This window comes from Corynebacterium sp. HMSC034A01 (assembly GCF_001838175.1).
GTDB lineage: Bacteria > Actinomycetota > Actinomycetes > Mycobacteriales > Mycobacteriaceae > Corynebacterium.
The window spans coordinates 1-15,465 of sequence record NZ_KV835927.1; the positions used below are offsets into that span (position 1 = coordinate 1).

The 15,465-nt window shown below is 66.8% G+C and carries 18 protein-coding genes; 10 read left to right on the forward strand and 8 right to left on the reverse strand.

Annotated elements, in window-relative coordinates; translation table 11 throughout:
- The coding region (locus HMPREF2791_RS12230) for a hypothetical protein (RefSeq protein ID WP_246825299.1) at positions 1 to 243 on the reverse strand (243 nt) is incomplete at its 3' end.
- A gap of 48 nt (positions 244 to 291) precedes the next feature.
- On the opposite strand from HMPREF2791_RS12230, the gene HMPREF2791_RS01645 reads away from it, so the two are divergent.
- The 3 genes from HMPREF2791_RS01645 to HMPREF2791_RS01655 all read left to right on the forward strand — a co-directional run bounded on the left by HMPREF2791_RS01645 (position 292) and on the right by HMPREF2791_RS01655 (position 2,769).
- Positions 292 to 981, forward strand: coding sequence for a Mu transposase domain-containing protein (locus HMPREF2791_RS01645; RefSeq protein ID WP_070844004.1), 690 nt, complete (start codon positions 292 to 294; stop codon positions 979 to 981).
- Positions 978 to 1,745 carry an ATP-binding protein gene (locus tag HMPREF2791_RS01650; protein ID WP_070475123.1) on the forward strand — a complete coding sequence of 256 codons (768 nt, stop codon included), beginning with the start codon at positions 978 to 980 and terminating at the stop codon, positions 1,743 to 1,745. The genes HMPREF2791_RS01645 and HMPREF2791_RS01650 overlap by 4 nt, the downstream gene beginning before the upstream one ends.
- Before the next feature lie 199 nt (positions 1,746 to 1,944).
- The gene (locus HMPREF2791_RS01655; RefSeq protein WP_070844005.1) at positions 1,945 to 2,769 is read left to right on the forward strand and encodes an HNH endonuclease signature motif containing protein; all 825 of its coding nucleotides are present in this window, start codon (positions 1,945 to 1,947) and stop codon (positions 2,767 to 2,769) included.
- Here HMPREF2791_RS01655 and HMPREF2791_RS01660 read toward each other — a convergent pair.
- From HMPREF2791_RS01660 to HMPREF2791_RS01680, 5 genes are all read right to left on the reverse strand, one after another.
- Positions 2,712 to 3,242 carry a GNAT family N-acetyltransferase gene (locus HMPREF2791_RS01660; RefSeq protein ID WP_070844006.1) on the reverse strand — a complete coding sequence of 177 codons (531 nt, stop codon included), beginning with the start codon at positions 3,240 to 3,242 and terminating at the stop codon, positions 2,712 to 2,714. The two genes, HMPREF2791_RS01655 and HMPREF2791_RS01660, sit on opposite strands and share 58 nt — an antisense overlap.
- A gap of 4 nt (positions 3,243 to 3,246) precedes the next feature.
- On the reverse strand, positions 3,247 to 4,221 hold the full coding sequence (gene dapD, locus HMPREF2791_RS01665) for a 2,3,4,5-tetrahydropyridine-2,6-dicarboxylate N-succinyltransferase (RefSeq protein ID WP_070475078.1): 975 nt from the start codon (positions 4,219 to 4,221) through the stop codon (positions 3,247 to 3,249).
- Positions 4,222 to 4,226: 5 nt separating this feature from the next.
- Positions 4,227 to 5,591, reverse strand: coding sequence for an amino acid permease (locus HMPREF2791_RS01670; RefSeq protein WP_070844007.1), 1,365 nt, complete (start codon positions 5,589 to 5,591; stop codon positions 4,227 to 4,229).
- Positions 5,591 to 6,979 (reverse strand): amino acid permease, encoded by a 1,389-nt coding sequence (locus HMPREF2791_RS01675; protein WP_070844166.1) that lies wholly within the window; start codon positions 6,977 to 6,979, stop codon positions 5,591 to 5,593. The genes HMPREF2791_RS01670 and HMPREF2791_RS01675 overlap by 1 nt, the downstream gene beginning before the upstream one ends.
- A gap of 70 nt (positions 6,980 to 7,049) precedes the next feature.
- Positions 7,050 to 7,970 carry a 2,3,4,5-tetrahydropyridine-2,6-dicarboxylate N-succinyltransferase gene (locus HMPREF2791_RS01680; protein ID WP_070844009.1) on the reverse strand — a complete coding sequence of 307 codons (921 nt, stop codon included), beginning with the start codon at positions 7,968 to 7,970 and terminating at the stop codon, positions 7,050 to 7,052.
- A 29-nt stretch (positions 7,971 to 7,999) separates the two neighbouring features.
- Between HMPREF2791_RS01680 and dapE the strand changes: the two genes are divergently transcribed.
- From dapE to HMPREF2791_RS01715, 7 genes are read left to right on the forward strand one after another with little or no spacing between them, the layout of a single operon-like run.
- Complete coding sequence (dapE, locus tag HMPREF2791_RS01685; RefSeq protein ID WP_070844011.1) at positions 8,000 to 9,091, forward strand: succinyl-diaminopimelate desuccinylase; 1,092 nt, start codon at positions 8,000 to 8,002, stop codon at positions 9,089 to 9,091.
- A gap of 3 nt (positions 9,092 to 9,094) precedes the next feature.
- Positions 9,095 to 9,880 carry an LOG family protein gene (locus HMPREF2791_RS01690; protein WP_070475083.1) on the forward strand — a complete coding sequence of 262 codons (786 nt, stop codon included), beginning with the start codon at positions 9,095 to 9,097 and terminating at the stop codon, positions 9,878 to 9,880.
- Positions 9,873 to 10,724: a dihydropteroate synthase gene (gene folP / locus HMPREF2791_RS01695; RefSeq protein WP_070844013.1), complete on the forward strand. Its 852-nt coding sequence runs from the start codon at positions 9,873 to 9,875 to the stop codon at positions 10,722 to 10,724. The genes HMPREF2791_RS01690 and folP overlap by 8 nt, the downstream gene beginning before the upstream one ends.
- On the forward strand, positions 10,721 to 11,437 hold the full coding sequence (locus tag HMPREF2791_RS01700; RefSeq protein ID WP_070844015.1) for a glucosyl-3-phosphoglycerate synthase: 717 nt from the start codon (positions 10,721 to 10,723) through the stop codon (positions 11,435 to 11,437). The genes folP and HMPREF2791_RS01700 overlap by 4 nt, the downstream gene beginning before the upstream one ends.
- A gap of 10 nt (positions 11,438 to 11,447) precedes the next feature.
- Complete coding sequence (locus tag HMPREF2791_RS01705) at positions 11,448 to 11,756, forward strand: hypothetical protein (RefSeq protein ID WP_070475086.1); 309 nt, start codon at positions 11,448 to 11,450, stop codon at positions 11,754 to 11,756.
- Positions 11,757 to 11,771: 15 nt separating this feature from the next.
- Positions 11,772 to 11,942 (forward strand): DUF3117 domain-containing protein, encoded by a 171-nt coding sequence (locus HMPREF2791_RS01710; protein ID WP_070475087.1) that lies wholly within the window; start codon positions 11,772 to 11,774, stop codon positions 11,940 to 11,942.
- Between the two features lie 26 nt (positions 11,943 to 11,968).
- Positions 11,969 to 12,832: a class I SAM-dependent methyltransferase gene (locus HMPREF2791_RS01715; protein ID WP_070475088.1), complete on the forward strand. Its 864-nt coding sequence runs from the start codon at positions 11,969 to 11,971 to the stop codon at positions 12,830 to 12,832.
- A gap of 64 nt (positions 12,833 to 12,896) precedes the next feature.
- Here HMPREF2791_RS01715 and HMPREF2791_RS01720 read toward each other — a convergent pair whose 3' ends face one another.
- Together HMPREF2791_RS01720 and glgA are read right to left on the reverse strand one after the other, a co-directional pair.
- Positions 12,897 to 14,297, reverse strand: coding sequence for a GH32 C-terminal domain-containing protein (locus HMPREF2791_RS01720; protein WP_070475089.1), 1,401 nt, complete (start codon positions 14,295 to 14,297; stop codon positions 12,897 to 12,899).
- Complete coding sequence (gene glgA, locus HMPREF2791_RS01725) at positions 14,294 to 15,451, reverse strand: glycogen synthase (RefSeq protein WP_070844017.1); 1,158 nt, start codon at positions 15,449 to 15,451, stop codon at positions 14,294 to 14,296. The genes HMPREF2791_RS01720 and glgA overlap by 4 nt, the downstream gene beginning before the upstream one ends.
- Positions 15,452 to 15,465: the final 14 nt, after the last annotated feature.

Sequence of the window (15,465 nt, forward strand, 5' to 3'; positions counted from 1 at the left end):
CCTCACACACAAACTTCCTGACACCCTCCCTACGAGCAGTTTCTGGAGCATTACAACACCGCAGCACTGCCCACGAGGGCGAAACGGCCGAAAGACAAAGCGAATGTCGAAGCCGCAGTCAAGATCGTCACCCACAAGGTCATCCACGCACTCGATGGCCACCAGTGCGTCGACCTTGACGAACTCAACTCGCGAATTCAGCAGCTGGTTGACCAGATCAACCAGGCGGTACCGTTTCGTCACCAGCAGTCAAGCCGCAAAGACATTTTCGATGCGCATGAAAGGCACCTGTTGACAGCGCTTCCCGATACCCCGTGGCAGCGCACCGAGTGGAAACGCGCCAAGGTCGCCCCGGATTTCCACATCACCGTAGCTAGCGTGCGGTACTCCGTGCCGCACCAGCTCGTTGGCCGCACTGTCGATGTGCGCATCACCGGGCAAGTGCTCACGGTCTTCGATGGTGGCCGTGCCGTTACAACCCACACGCTTGCCCACACCCGCGGGGCGTATGTCACCGATGCCGACCACATACCGGCGAACATGGATCACACCCAGGGACTGTGGACGAGCGATTACTTCCTGCGCGAAGCCCAAAAGATCGGCCCGGCGACACGCACCGTCATCGAGGAAATGATCACGGCGAAAGCAATCCCGGCCCAGGCGTACCAATCGTGCAGGAACGTGCTGTCAATGGGCAAACACGCCAACAAGCTCGTGTTGGAAGAAGCATGTAAGCGCCTAGTCTCCTCCGACGGGACCCGCCGGGCGGTGTCCTACACCGCGGTCAAAAACATGATGGCCGCCGTACGCAAAGAAGCCGCAACCCGACCACACGGCTTCGACCAACCGGCACCGGCCACACCTGGGCATCGGGCCCACGCACCCGCCGCTGCCACACGCGACACCAGCGGCGCCTACCTCGGTGGCGCAGCACAGTTCAGCCTGGACAACCTCACCAAGAAAGGAACCCCAAAACCATGACCCCACCGACCCCGCCACAAGAGCGCTTCCTCGACGAATCCGTCCTCGCGGACTTCACAGCAATGCGCATGACAGCCTTCGGCAAAAGCGTCATCGACATCGCCAACGACCCAACCTTCGACACGTGGACCTTCTCCCAAAAGGTGCTCTACGCACTCGACAAAGAAGTCGCGGCCAGACGCGAACGCCGCATCAACAAACTGCTCAAGGCATCACGATCGCCAAACCCCGATGCCTGCCTCGAAGACGTCGTCTACGCACCTGACCGCAACATCAACCCAGAACAAGTCAGCCGACTCGCTCACGGACAATGGTGCCACCTGGGCCAAAACATTGTCATCCTGGGCAAATCCTCAGTCGGCAAGACCTACCTCGCCCAAGCACTGATCACCGCAGCATGCCGCAACGACTACTCCGCCAGGTTCTACCGCACCGACATGCTCGCCGCGCACTTCGCAGTAATGCCACTTGACGACCCAGCCCGGCTCAAACTCACCCGCGAGTTGATCAGCGTCGACGTGTTAGTCCTCGACGACTTCCTCACCACCCCAGTCGACGCCGCCACCGCGCACCTGCTCTTCAACATTCTCTCCGAACGAGAAGGCAACCGATCAACAATCGTGACCTCACAGTTCACCCCGCAAGACTGGTACAGATCCATCCCGGACGCCGTCATCGCCGAGTCCATCCTCAACCGACTCATCGCCGGCGCCGAAATCATCACCCTCGAAGGACCAAACATGAGACTGGAAGCTAACCAGTAACCCCACAAAACGCTTGAGTGGAGACCGCTACCGGATCCCCACTCAAGCGCTACCACGAACTCACCACACCGCTACCATTTCGATCTTCTAAACACACCAACGCCTCGCGAGAAAGGCCGCCGAAGAATTCCCGCTGAGCCAGCTGGTCTACATCGAAGACCGGCTGAAAAAGATCCCGAACGAAGCCGAGCGGTGGCGCGTGCGCCGCAAGCTGCTGGAAAAGTTTTCCACCCACCACGAGCTGAAAGCCAAGGCCGACCGACTCATCCTCAAACCCGCCCGGACAAAGCCGAAGCTGCAGGTCAGGTTCGGACGGTCCGTGCACGGCAGGCGCTCCATCCACATCACTGCCGACGAGCACGACGCCGCCGACATCGAGGCCTACCTGCGCGAGGGTCTCGACCCGACTAAGCCGACAGGGCCGCAAATGCTCCGACGATTCCTCGATCTCGTTCGGGGATGCGGCGGAGGCATACCCTTTGCCGTGCGCCGCCCAATTGTGGTGGTGGGGTTGGACCAGCACGTGCAGATCCTCTCAGGCGACGGAGACGATGTGATCCTTGGACTCACCGACGGCACGACCATCACCGGCGCCGAATACCTGGCATCGGAGCCCGAGCTGGCGGAAGTCGCCCTATTCCACCCGACCGAAGGTGCGTTGAACCTGTACAACACGCAGCGCTACGCCAACGAAAAGCAGCGCGACCTCGCGCGGATGACGCTGACGGTGTGCCCGTGGCCGGGCTGTCGCCACGGCTCCGACGCCTGCGAGATCCATCACATGCAGTCGTGGGCCGAAGGAGGTGAGACGAACATGCGCAACCTCGTGCCGGTGTGCCGCTACCACAACCAGGTCAACCACGACATCGCCTCGCACGCCAACCGCCGCGGCAGCGTGAAACGGGTCAAAGGGATCCCGACATGGGTTTCACCCAACGGGATCCCGGCGCCGAACCGGTACCACCCCTACGGGGCGATGCAGGTGCTGTTCGGCTCCGCCGCATCGGGGGCGCGGAGCACGTAGCGGGCCAGCGTGTCCTCGTGGCCGCGGATACGCACCGGGTCGGGGAGAAGGTCCTCGTATGTGAATCCGGCTCTCTCGGCCGCGCGGCGCGAGGCGGCGTTGTCCACGGCGATGTGTAGCTCCAGGTGCTGCAGTCCGCGGGCGAGCGCGTGGGCGGCGACGAGCCGCAGCGCCCGGGTGGTCAGGCCGCGGCCCCGGGCCCACGGTGCGGTGCTGTAGCCCAGCTCACCGCCGGGGCGCAGTTCGATGCTTCCGGCGAAGCGGCCGTCAAGGACATACGCCCACCGCTCGACGCCCTCCGGCACACCGGCAAGGAATTCGTCGGCGTGCTCGCCGGTGTAGGGGTGCGGCACGGTGGTCCAGCGCACCATCGCAGGGTCGTTGCTGGTGTCGATGATGTCCCTGCGCACCCCTGGCAGCGTGTTCACGTCGTTCCAGGGGAGCAGCGTCAGCTCCGCGTCGTGGAGGACCACAGCGTTAGTTGGCGTGCAGGGCTTCGTTGAGCTCGATGCCCTTCGCGGGCACGGCCTCGACGGAGCCGGTGACGGAGTTGCGGCGGAACTGCAGGCCGTTTGCGCCGGAGAGCTCGAGCGCCTTGATCTCGGTGCCTGGTTCCTTGCCCAGGGCTTCGGCCACCGGCGCGGTGAGCACGACCTTGGTGCCGGCCGTGACGTAGAGGCCGGCTTCGACGATGCAGTCGTCGCCGAGCGAGATGCCCACGCCGGCGTTCGCGCCGAGGAGGCAGCGCTCGCCCAGCGAGATGACTTCCTTGCCGCCGCCGGACAGGGTGCCCATGATGGATGCGCCGCCGCCGATGTCGGTGCCGTCGCCGACGACAACGCCGGCGGAGATGCGGCCCTCAACCATGGAGGCGCCGAGCGTTCCGGCGTTGAAGTTCACGAAGCCCTCGTGCATGACGGTGGTGCCCTCGGCGAGATGGGCGCCGAGGCGGATGCGGTCGGCGTCGCCGATGCGCACGCCAGACGGCACGACGTAGTCGACCATGCGCGGGAACTTGTCCACGGAGAACACCACGACCGGGCCCTTGGCGGCAAGCTTGCCGCGCGTCATCTGGAAGTCGGAGACGGCGCAGGGGCCGTAGTTGGTCCACACCACGTTGGACAGAAGGCCGAACACGCCGTCCATGTTGGCGCCGTGGGGGCGGATCAGGCGGTGCGACAGCAGGTGCAGGCGCAGGTAGACGTCGTAGGCGTCCACGGCCGGCTCCGCCAGGTCTTTGATTGCGGTTTCCACTGCCACGCGTGCCACGCCGCGTGCCTCGTCGGGGCCGACGAGCTCTTCGAAGCGGGCGTCGGGCTCTGCCAATCGACGCGTCCCGGTTTCCTCAACCGGCTCATCTACTAACGGGGCGGGGTACCAAACGTCAAGCACGGTGCCGTCGTGGGTGATGGTGGCGACGCCGCGCGCAATCGCGGAAGTTGGGGAATTCATGCCAGTCACCTTACGGCACCCCGGTTGCGGGTGAGGAAGGACATGGCGACCAGGATCAACGACAGGATGGTGACGCTGATGACCTGGGAGCGCGAAGTGTCGTCGAAAAGCATGAGCACCGTCAGACCCAGCAGCGCCGCCAGGGTCACCCACGGCACCCACGACGCGCCGCGCACACGCACCGCGGAGGCGCGGATGCGTGGGTGGAGCTTGATGAAGCTCAGAGTGATCATGATCCAGGTGACGATGAGGCAGCCGCCGGTAGCGGACATGATGAAGTCGATCATCCCCGGCGGGTTCCACCACTGCAGGCCCACGGCCACGAACGCGAAAAACACGGAGATGAGCACGGAGTTGCGCGGCACCCCTGCGGCGTTGGTGCGCGCCATCCACGCAGGCGCGTCGCCTTCGAGCGCCTGCTGGTAGCCCAGGCGCGATGTGCCGTAGATCTGCGCGTTGAACGCGGACAAAAGCGCGAGCACGATCACGACTTCCATGAGCCCGGCCGCGCCCGGAATGTTGGCCATTTCCAACACGGCGGTAAACGGCGAGTCTGCGGCGGAGTCCGCGCCGTCGATGGCGGCGTAGGGCAGCAGCAGGATGATCACGGTGACGGAGCCGATGTAGAACAGCGCGATGCGCCAAATGATGGAGTTGACGGCGCGCTTGACGTTGTCGGAGGGGTTTTCGGATTCGGCGGCGGCGATGGTGACCACTTCGATGCCGCCGAAGGCGAACGCCACCGCAAGCAGCCCGGCGGCGATGCCTGCGATGCCGTTGGGGGCGAAGCCGGATTCGCGCACGTGCTCGAAGCCGACGAAGCTGCTGGCGGGCAGCACCCCAGCCCACAGCAGCGCGCCGATGACTAGGAAGCCCAGGATGACGGCGATTTTGATCATGGCGAACCAGTACTCGAACTCGCCGAAGCCCTTGACTTGTGCGAGGTTCACGGCGGTGAGCACGACCACGACGACAAGCCCGGGCACCCATTGCGGCACGCCGAACCAGCCGGCCATCATGGCGGAGGCGCCTGTGAGTTCGGCGCCGCACGCCATGATCAGCAGGAAGTAGTAGATCCAGCCGAGCAGGAACCCGGCCCAGTGGCCGAACGCCATGCGCCCGTAGGTGGCAAAGGAGCCGGAGGAGGGGTGCGCGGCGGCCATTTCGCCGAGCATGCGCATCACGGCGATGACGATCAGCCCGGCAATGGCGTATGCGATGAGGATCGCGGGCCCGGCGGCGCGGATGCCCACGCCGACGCCGAGGAACAGCCCGGCGCCCACGGCGGTGCCGAGCCCCATGAGGGTGAGGTGGCGGGATTTCAGGCCGGAGCCGAGATCGCTGTTGCTTGTCGACGTTCCTCCGGCCATCAGGCGCCCCTATTCTTGTGCACGTTTTGGTGGATCGCGCCGGCGATGGCGATGACGCCGACGACGACGGTGACGGCGAGCATCTGGAAGCGCCCGTCCGGGTTGGCGAGCATGAGCGCAATCACGCCGCCGGCAAGGCCGATCATCACCCAGGGCAGGACGTTTGGTGCCCACATGCGCACGTCGGTGATTTCGCCGGCGGCGACGAGCTTGGGGTGCAGGCGCACGAACGAGAGGGCGACGACGATCCACAGCACGATCAGGCAGCCGCCGACGGCGTTGAGTAAGAACGCCAGTAGCCCCGGAGGGTTCCAGTACTGCAGGGCCACGGCGGCGAACCCGAAGGCGACGGAGACGATCACGGCGCGCATGGGCACGCCGCGGGCGTCGGTGCGGGCGAAGGAGGCGGGGGCGTCGCCGCGCACGGCGAGGTTTTGCATGAAGCGGGAGGAGCCGTAGATCTGGGTGTTGCAGGCGGACAGCAGCGCCACCACGATGACGGCTTCCATGATGCCGACTGCGCCCGGGATGTTGGCCAGCTCCAGTACGGCGGTGAAGGGGGAGTCGGCGGCGGAGTCCGCTCCGCCGATTTGGTCGAAAGGCAACAGCAGCACGATCAACAGCACGGAGCCGATGTAGAACACGGAGATGCGCCAGATGATGGAGCGGATTGCGGAGTGCACGCCCGCCTGCGGGTCCTCGGATTCGGCGGCGGCGACGGTGACCAGCTCAATGCCGCCGAATGCGAATGCCACGGCCAACAGTGCGGTGGCCACGCCGGACCAGCCGTTGGGCATGAAGCCGACCTCGCTGACGTTGCTCAGTCCCACGAACCCGCTGGCGGGCAGCACGCCGAGCCACAGCGCGACGCCGATGATCAAAAACGCGACGATGACGGCGACCTTGATCAGGGCGAACCAGAACTCGAACTCGCCGAAGTTTTTCACGGCGGAGAAGTTGACCACGGTAAACGCCACGATGGCCGCCAGCGCCGGGATCCACGGCGAGATGCCGAACCAGGCGGCGACGATGGCGGAGGCGCCGGTGATTTCCACGGCCATGATCATGATCATCATGAACCAGTACAGCCAGCCGATGGTGAACCCGGCCCATGGGCCGAATGCCTGGGCGGCGTAGGTGGAGAAGGTGCCGGAGGACGGCCTGGCAGCGACCATTTCGGCGAGCATCTGCATGAAGCAGACGGTGATGAATCCGGCGATGACGTACGCGATCAGCACGGCCGGCCCGGCTGCTGCGATGCCCACGCCGGTGCCCAGGAAGAGGCCGGCGCCGATGGCGGAGCCGAGGCCCATCATGGTCAGGTGGCGTGTCTTCAGCCCTCGGGCGAGCGCGGTGGAGTCCGCGACGGGGGAAACTGGTGTCGACATGTCGAACACCTTAAACGCAAGCTATTGCGTCAATGGCATTATATTCCGCTATTTTGTGCGCATCGACGCCTCACGCCCGCCGCCGCACTACCGGTGAGGTGGAAAACGGCTCGTGTTCGATGCGCAGATCGTCGCGCCCGGCAATCGTCTGCGCGGGCACCTGTGCGCCGGTTTCGACGTCGAAGACCATGGTTTCCGGCTCGAGCATCACACCGACGCCGATTTCGCACCGGTCGCCTAAGTCCACCCCGATCACGCCGGCAGAGGGGTGCAGCCGGCAGTCCCGCCCGACCCGCATCGGCGCGCGTTCGTGTTCGCTGACGCGTGACGCCATCAGCGCCGACGACAGCGACAAGTCGGTCCCGCCGCCGACCACCACGGACGACGACAAACGTCCCTCGAGGCGCGCCGGGCCCAGCGTGCCCGCGTTGTAGGAGACGTAGCCTTCGCGCATCACGGATGTCCCCTCGGCGAGGTACGCCCCGAGCCGCACGCGCTCGGCCTCGGCGATGGTGACCCCGGAGGGCACGACGTAGTCGACCATGCGCGGCAGCCGGTCGATGCCGTAGACGTGGATCAGCCCGCGCGCCCGCAGGTTCGTGCGCACGGTTTCGAAGTTGTCCGCCAAACACGGGCCTTTGTTGGTCCACACCACCGGCTCCAACAAGTCCAGTGCGCCGTCCATGTTGATCGTCAGCGGCTCGACCATGCGGTGCGACAACAGGTGCAGGCGCAGAAACACGTCGTGCGCGTCGATGGGCGGCGCGTCCAGGTCCGCGATGACGGTGCGCACCGGCACGAGTTCCACCAGCCGGTCGTGGTCCGCGCCAATAAGTTTCAGAAACTTCGGGGTGAGTTCGTGGGCGCTGACGCGGTGGGTGCCGGAGGTGGCGTCGATAGGCAATAGCTCCGGCGACGGGAACCAAGTGTCCAGCACGGTGTCGTTCATGGCGATGTTGGCGATTCCGACGGCGCGCGCTCCTTGAGACATGGCTGCGAGTCTAAACGTAGGATCGCCGTGTGACTTCCTTAGATCTCTTCGCCGACCCAATTGCACTTTCCGCGGCGCTCGTGGACATCGAGTCGCCCTCGCACCATGAGGAGGCGATCGCGGACGCCGTCGAAAGCGCGCTTCGCGGCCTCGAGCACGCGGAGGTTGAGCGCTTCGGCAACACGGTGGTGGCGCGCACGAACTTCCGCCTGGGTTCAAGGGTGGTGCTGGCCGGGCACATCGACACCGTCCCGCTCGCGGACAACACCCCGCACAAGCTTCTCGACGGCACCCTCCACGGCTGCGGGTCCGTCGACATGAAGTCCGGCATGGCCTGCTATCTGGCCGCATTCGCGCGCCTGGCGGAGCCGGGCAAAGCCGCCCACGACCTGACCGTGATCGCCTACGAGGGCGAGGAGGTCGCCCAGGAGTACAACGGTCTGTTCCACTTGGAGCGCGATCACCCGGAGTGGCTTGAAGGTGACATCGCGCTGCTCGGCGAGCCGTCCGGCGGCATCATCGAGGCCGGCTGCCAGGGCTCCATCCGCGTGTTCGTGGACGCGGCAGGCACCCGTGCGCACTCCGCCCGCAGCTGGCTCGGCCACAATGCGGCGCACGATCTGGCCGGCGTGCTCACGCGCATCGCCGCCTACGAACCGCGCGCCGTGGACATCGACGGCTGCGAGTACCGCGAGGGCCTCAACGTAGTGGGCCTGGAGGGGTTCGTGGCCACCAACACCATCCCGGATCACGCGCGTCTGATCGTGAACCTCCGCTACGCGCCGGACCGCTCCGTCGAGGAGGCGAAGGCGCACCTCGAGGAAGCACTTTCGCTTGAGGACGGGCTCACGCTCACCTACGACGACATCTCCCCAGCCGCCCTTCCCGGCCTGGGCGACCCCGTGGCAGCCGGGCTGGTCAAGGCTGTGGGCGGGAATTTCCGCGCGAAATTCGGATGGACGGACGTGTCGCGTTTTTCTAGCCTGGGTGTTCCCGCGGTCAACTTCGGACCCGGAGACCCCGGTTTTGCCCACAAGAAGGACGAGCAGTGCCCGACGGACCAGATCACGCAGGTCTTTGGGCAGCTGATGTCGTATCTGAGCGTCAACGAAAGCGAGTAGTCAATGGCCCCGCTGAACATCCCCCGCCCGGAGCGCGACCGGAAGCTGCGCGGCCCGATTGCGCTGCGCGGCTCGGACCACCAGACGTCCACGTTCGACCAGCGCCTGCTTGAGGCGTTCGGCCACGCGGACAGCCAGTGGCGCCACGAGGACCCGTGGCGCGTGATGCGCATCCAGAGCGAGTTCGTCGCCGGCTTCGACGCGCTCAGCGAGATGCCGAAGGCCGTCACGGTGTTTGGCTCGGCGCGCCTGGGGGAGGGCACGGACGAGTACCAGTTGTCCTACGACGTGGGCAAGGCGCTGGTGGCGGCCGGTTACGCGGTGATCACCGGCGGCGGCCCGGGGCTGATGGAGGGGCCGAACCGCGGCGCGCACAACGCCGACGGCCTGTCGGTGGGCCTGGGCATCGAGCTGCCGTTCGAGCAGGGCCTGAACGACTGGGTGGATCTGGGCTTAAACTTCCGGTACTTCTTCGCCCGCAAGACCATGTTTTTGAAGTACTCGCAGGCGTTTATCGCCCTGCCGGGCGGATTCGGCACGATGGACGAGGTCTTCGAGGTGCTGTGCATGGTGCAAACCGGCAAGGTCACCAACTTCCCGATCGTGCTGATGGGCACCGAGTTCTGGTCGGGGCTGGTGTCGTGGATCGAGGAGCAGCTGCTGGGCCGCGGGCTGATTTCGCCGGGCGACGAGAAGCTGTTCCTGGTCACCGACTCCGTCGACGAGGCGGTGGCGCACATCGTGGACACGCACAAGGTGATGACGGATCAGCGCCTCAAGGATGACTAAGCCGCTCGCCGAGGTGATGGCGATTGTCAACCGCACGCCCGATTCCTTCTACGACAAGGGCGCGACATTCGCCTCCGAAAAAGCACTATTGCGTATCGACGGCGCCGTGTCCGCCGGCGCCAGCATCATCGACATCGGCGGCGTCAAGGCCGGGCCTGGCGACGACGTGTCCGTGGCCGAGGAGATCGACCGCGTCGTGCCGCTGATTGCTGCCGCGCGCGGGCGCCACCCGGACGTGACGTTGAGCGTGGACACCTGGCGCGCGCCGGTTGCCGAGGCCGCGATCGAAGCCGGCGCGGACCTGATCAACGACACGTGGGCCGGCTTCGACCCGGAGCTGGTGGAGGTCGCCGGCCACCACCGGGTGGGCTACGTCTGCTCGCACACCGGCGGGATTACGCCGCGCACCCGCCCGCACCGGGTGCACTACGACGACGTGGTCGCCGACGTCATCGCCGAGACCACCGCGCTGGCCGAGCGGGCCGCGTCGCTGGGCGTGCCGGAGGAGCGCATCTTCATCGACCCCACCCACGACTTTGGCAAGAACACCTACCACGGACTCGAGCTGCTGCGCCGCGTGGACGAGCTGGTGGCCACGGGCTGGCCGGTGCTGATGGCGCTGTCGAACAAGGACTTCGTCGGCGAGACCCTCAACCGCGGGCTCAACGGCGCGGACATCACTGAGCGCGTCCCCGGCACACTCGCCGCCACTGCGTGGGCAGCCGCGCGCGGTGTCGCGGCCTTCCGCGTGCACGAGGTCGCAGCCACGCTGGATGTGATCCGCATGACCGCTGCGATCCAGGGCGGGATGGCTCCGCTCCACACCGTGCGGGGGCTCGCGTGAGGGTCAGCGTGGTCATCCCTGCGTTGAATGAGCAGGAGACGGTGGCGGGGGTCGTCGAGAAGTGTTTGGCATCGAATGCCAACGAGGTGCTGGTGATCGACCCCGACTCCACCGACGACACCGCCAAGCGCGCAGCCGACGCAGGTGCGAAGGTGGTGCCGTGGCGCGAGGTGGACCCCCGCGAGCCGTGGGAGGGCAAGGGCGAGGCGCTGTGGCGCGGCGTCAAAGCGGCCACCGGCGATGTGGTGGTGTTCGTGGACGCGGACGTGACCTCGCTGGAGCCGTGGTGGGTCGACGCGCTCGCCGAGCCATTCTCGGACCCGGGCATCCACCTGGTCAAGGCCTCCTATGAGCGCGCCCGCGCCGGCGGCCGCGTCACCGAGCTGACCGCCAAGCCGCTGTTGCGCGCCCTGTTTCCGCAGCTTGCGCACATCCGCCAGCCGCTCGCCGGCGAGTACGCCATCCGGCGTGACACCGCGCTTCGCGTCCCGTTCGTCGCCGGCTACGGCGTCGAGGCAGGCCTGCTCATCGACGTCGCCTCGGCCCACACACCCACCTCCATCGCTGAAGCTGAGCTGAGCCCACGCGAGCACCGCAACCGCCCGCTGACCCAGCTGGGGCCGATGGCGGACGTGGTCTCGCGCACCATCCTGGGGCGCGCAGGGGTGGGCGGAATCCAGGTCCGCGAGCGCCCCGCCTGGGTGGACGGTTAAACTAACCGTCATGCTTTCCTGGATCGTGCTAATCCTCATCCTCGTGCTGCTGAGCATCATCGGTGTGCGCGTGTTCGCCTCCGTCTTCGGCCGCGGCGAGGCGCAGCCGCCGATGCCTCCGACCGCCGACGTTAAGGAGGCCAACCGCCGCGCCGTGGAGGAGGGCAACTTCGGCGACATCCAGCTCGAGGTGGTGCACCGCGGCTACCGCATGGATCAGGTGGATGCGCTGCTGGAGCAGTTGGCCGGCGGCAACCTTGGGCCCGTCGAGAGGCAGGAAGCTCGGGTAGAATCGTCTACGTCAACTATCGCGAAGTAAAAGGAGCGTAGACGAATGGCAGCAATGAAGCCGCGTACCGGCAGTGGCCCGATGGAAGCGGTGGAGGAGTCCCGCAAGATCGTGATGCGTATCCCGTCCGACGGCGGTGGCCGCCTCGTGGTGGAGCTGTCCAAGGAGGAAGCCGGCGAGCTCGGCCGACTGCTCACGGAGGCCGCAGAGGCCTAACGCGCCGAACGCGGTAGTATCGCCACATGCTCAACGACATTGTGGACGTGCTCGCCGACCCGGCAGACCTGACCCCGCTTCGGGGCGAAGACGACTTTTCCCGTCTCGTCTCCGAATCGGGGCATTCTTATGACGTGGCCAAGCAGGGCTACGTCACCCTCGCCGCCGGTAAGGGCATCGGGCACGAGGGTGATTCGCTGGAGATGGTCAACTCCCGCGAGACGTTTTTGTCCAACGGCCACTTCGCGCCGTTCGTGGAGGCCGTCTCCGACGCGCTAGCAGACGTTGTCGAGCGCGCCGCCGGCGACGCCGATAACCCGGTGATCATGGAGGCCGGCGCCGGCACCGGCTACTACCTGGCCCACACCCTGGACCTGATCGAAGGCGCGCGCGGCGTCGGCCTGGACGTGTCCGTTCCGGCGGCGAAGCACCTGGCCAAGGCGCACCCGCGCGTGGGGGCTGTGGTGGCGGACGTGTGGGAGCAGCTGCCTGTCCGCACCGGTTCCGTCCACGCGCTGGCGGTGGTGTTCGCGCCGCGCAACCCGGCGGAGTTCGCGCGCGTGCTTGTGGACGGCGGCGAGGCCGTCATGCTCGTCGCCGACCAGGGGCACTTGGACGAGCTGCGCGAGCCGCTGGGCATTCTCGGCGTCGAGGAGGGCAAGGTCGAGCGCCTCATCGCCCAGTCCGAGGGCCACTTGACCCCGGCCGCGGATCCTGAGCTCATCGAGTTCCCCATGCTGCTCGAGCGCGACGCCATCGCCGCCCAGGTGGGCATGAGCCCATCGGCGCGCCACCTGGACCGGGACACGCTTCAGGCCCGCCTGGCGGAACTGCCGGAGCAGATGCGGGTCACCGCCCGTGCGCAGCTGATCCGCATGCGCAAAGCCTAAGCTTCACGACGCAAAACTGCCGCCCATCCACGTGGAAGGGCGGCAGTTGTGCGTCGATAGGCAGTTAGCGCACGTAGCCGCGGCGCCACTCGGAGTGGATCACCGCGCCGTCGTGGGCGCGGGTGCGGATGCCGGAGCAGGCGCCGTCGAGCCACACGCGCGAGGACATGACCACGCTGCCGCCGCCGGCGTAGACCTCGACGGTGGAGCCGTCGACGATGACGGTGATGTTGTCCTCGTCGTCGTCGTTGAGCTCGGCGCTGGCGGGGGAGCCGTCCAGGCGGTCGAGGGTGAGCTGGTCGCCGGAGTGGGTGACCACCACGCCCGGCTCGCCGTTGCCGTCGAGGATTTCCACGACAACGGAGGAGCCCGGCGCGACCTCGCACAGCCCGGCCCACATGCGGGCGCGGTCGGTGCTGTCCACTGCGTCCGGAAGGCCCGGGGCGGGCACCTGGTAGAGGCGGCCGCCTTGGAGGGTGACGCGGCGCGGCAGGGTCAGCGCGTTGGCCCAGCCTTCGGCATCCCAGTTGGGCTCGCGGGTGGGGTCGCCGGCGCGGTCGGTGTTGGTCATGAACCCGTAGAGGTAGGCGCGCTCGTACAGCTTCGCCGTCTCGACCAGGTTGTAGGTGGTGTTGCGGGGGCGGGTGAAGTCGTGGCCGTGGTCCACGATGGTGAACGGGGTGTCCACGCGGAAGGTGTGGCCGTGCAGCTCGCCGACGGCGTAGACGGCGGTGTCTTTGCCGTCGCGTTCGAGGGTGACAAACAGCACGTCGCGGATCTGGCCGTCCACTTCGTCGCGTAGGCGCACGATGCGGGGGGCGACCAGGGAAGCGTCGAGGTCGAAGCCGGTGTCGCCTTCGAAGTCGAGGACGCCTTCGAGCTTCCAGTCGCGGCCGTCGTCGGAGGTGAGCACGACGGGCTTCGGCGCGGTTTCGGGCCCGGAGACGGCGAGCATGAGCCAGCCGTCGTGGGCGTCGTCGCGGTCGGCGTCGGCGTCCCAGTCGGGCACGACGCAGGGGGAGCGGAAGTTGCTCACGCCGGCGACGTCTTCAACGACGGCGCCGAGGCGGGACGCGGCGCCGGAGACATCGAGGTCGGCATCGTCGTCGAGGTCTGCGCATAGCTCGTCGACGTGCGGCACGTGCGCCACCTGGATGGTGTTGCCGGCGGCGGTGGCGGAGGTGAAGTAGAGGTCCACACCGTCGCCGGCAGGGACGACGCTGCCGGCGCGCACAGCGATTTCGCCGCCGACGGGCACGATGACGTCGTTGCAGTCCACCCAGCTGAAGGCGTCTTCTTCGCTTTGCTGGTGGCCCCAGCGGCTGGGCGCGTCGGGGGTGGGGCGGTACTGGTAGAACATGTTCCACACGCGCTCACCAGCGGCTCCGGTGCGGTAGATGCCGGCGGGGCCTTCGAGGATGCCGCGCTCGGCGGTGACGTGCAGTTCCGGACGGTAAACGGTCATCTCATCAGCCCCTTGTAAATCTCTACGGTCTCTTGCGCAATGGTTGCCCAGGAAAAGTCGGTTTTGGCCCTCGCCAGCCCGGCCGCGCCCATGGCGGCGGCGCGCTGGGTATCGCCTGCGACGGCGTTGACGGCTTCGGCCAGCGCGTGCTCGAAGCCTGCGGTGTCGTTGGCGTCGTAGTCCACCAGCACGCCGGTTTCGCCGTCGACGACGACCTCCGGGATGCCGCCGACGCGCGAGGCTACCACGGCGGTCTCGCACGCCATCGCTTCGAGGTTGACTATGCCGAGCGGCTCGTAGATGGACGGGCACACGAACACGTCCGCAAGCGAGTACACCTCGCGCACCTTCTCCGCGGGCATCATTTCTTGGATCCAGAACACCCCGTCGCGGGAGGCCTTGAGCTTTTCGACGAGCCCTTCGGTCTCCGCCGCAATCTCCTCGGTGTCCGGGGCCCCGGCACACAGGATGAGCTGGATGTCCTCGTCGAAGGCTTGGGCCGCCTTGAGTAGGTGGGCCACGCCCTTTTGGCGGGTGATGCGCCCGACGAACGCAACGACGGGCTTGTCCGGGTCCACGCCCAGTTCCTCGGCGATGGTGCCGGAATCGGGGTACCACTTCTGCGGGTCGATGCCGTTTAAGACGGTGTGGACTTTAGCTTCGTCGATACGCGGGTAAGCCCGCAGAACGGCTTCCTTCATGCCGGCGGAGACCGCAATGACCGCATCGGCGTATTCGAAGGCGTTCTTCTCCGACCAGGAGGAGACGTTGTAGCCGCCGCCGAGCTGCTCGCGCTTCCAGGGGCGGTCCGGTTCAAGCGAGTGGGCGGTGACCACGTGGGGGATTTCGTGCAGCTGGCCGGCCAGGTGCCCGCCGAGCCCGGCGTACCAGGTGTGGGAGTGCACCACGTCCAGCCCGTCGGCGGCATCCGCCATGCGCAGGCCGGTGGACAGTGTCTTGATGGCCCCGTTGGCGTGTTCCAGCGCGGGGTCGACGCCGTGGACAAAGACGCCTTCCGCGTCACGGGGTGCGCCCATGCAGTGCACGTCCACCTCGACGATGTCGCGCATGAAGCGCGTCAGCTCGGTGACGTGGACGCCGGCGCCGCCGTAAACCTCCGGTGGGTATTCGCGGGTGAACATTCCGACTTTCATGACCGCCGAGCCTA

Excerpts from the sequence above, each read along its gene's own strand:
- dapD (WP_070475078.1), bottom strand. The coding sequence starts at position 4,221 with ATGAATTCCCCAACTTCCGCGATTGCGCGCGGCGTCGCCACCATCACC.
- HMPREF2791_RS01715 (WP_070475088.1), top strand. The coding sequence starts at position 11,969 with ATGCTCAACGACATTGTGGACGTGCTCGCCGACCCGGCAGACCTGACC.
- HMPREF2791_RS01670 (WP_070844007.1), bottom strand. The coding sequence starts at position 5,591 with ATGGCCGGAGGAACGTCGACAAGCAACAGCGATCTCGGCTCCGGCCTG.
- folP (WP_070844013.1), top strand. The coding sequence starts at position 9,873 with ATGACTAAGCCGCTCGCCGAGGTGATGGCGATTGTCAACCGCACGCCC.
- HMPREF2791_RS01690 (WP_070475083.1), top strand. The coding sequence starts at position 9,095 with ATGGCCCCGCTGAACATCCCCCGCCCGGAGCGCGACCGGAAGCTGCGC.
- HMPREF2791_RS01675 (WP_070844166.1), bottom strand. The coding sequence starts at position 6,979 with ATGTCGACACCAGTTTCCCCCGTCGCGGACTCCACCGCGCTCGCCCGA.
- HMPREF2791_RS01680 (WP_070844009.1), bottom strand. The coding sequence starts at position 7,970 with ATGTCTCAAGGAGCGCGCGCCGTCGGAATCGCCAACATCGCCATGAAC.
- HMPREF2791_RS01650 (WP_070475123.1), top strand. The coding sequence starts at position 978 with ATGACCCCACCGACCCCGCCACAAGAGCGCTTCCTCGACGAATCCGTC.
- glgA (WP_070844017.1), bottom strand. The coding sequence starts at position 15,451 with ATGAAAGTCGGAATGTTCACCCGCGAATACCCACCGGAGGTTTACGGC.
- HMPREF2791_RS01705 (WP_070475086.1), top strand. The coding sequence starts at position 11,448 with ATGCTTTCCTGGATCGTGCTAATCCTCATCCTCGTGCTGCTGAGCATC.
- HMPREF2791_RS01720 (WP_070475089.1), bottom strand. The coding sequence starts at position 14,297 with ATGACCGTTTACCGTCCGGAACTGCACGTCACCGCCGAGCGCGGCATC.
- HMPREF2791_RS01710 (WP_070475087.1), top strand. The coding sequence starts at position 11,772 with ATGGCAGCAATGAAGCCGCGTACCGGCAGTGGCCCGATGGAAGCGGTG.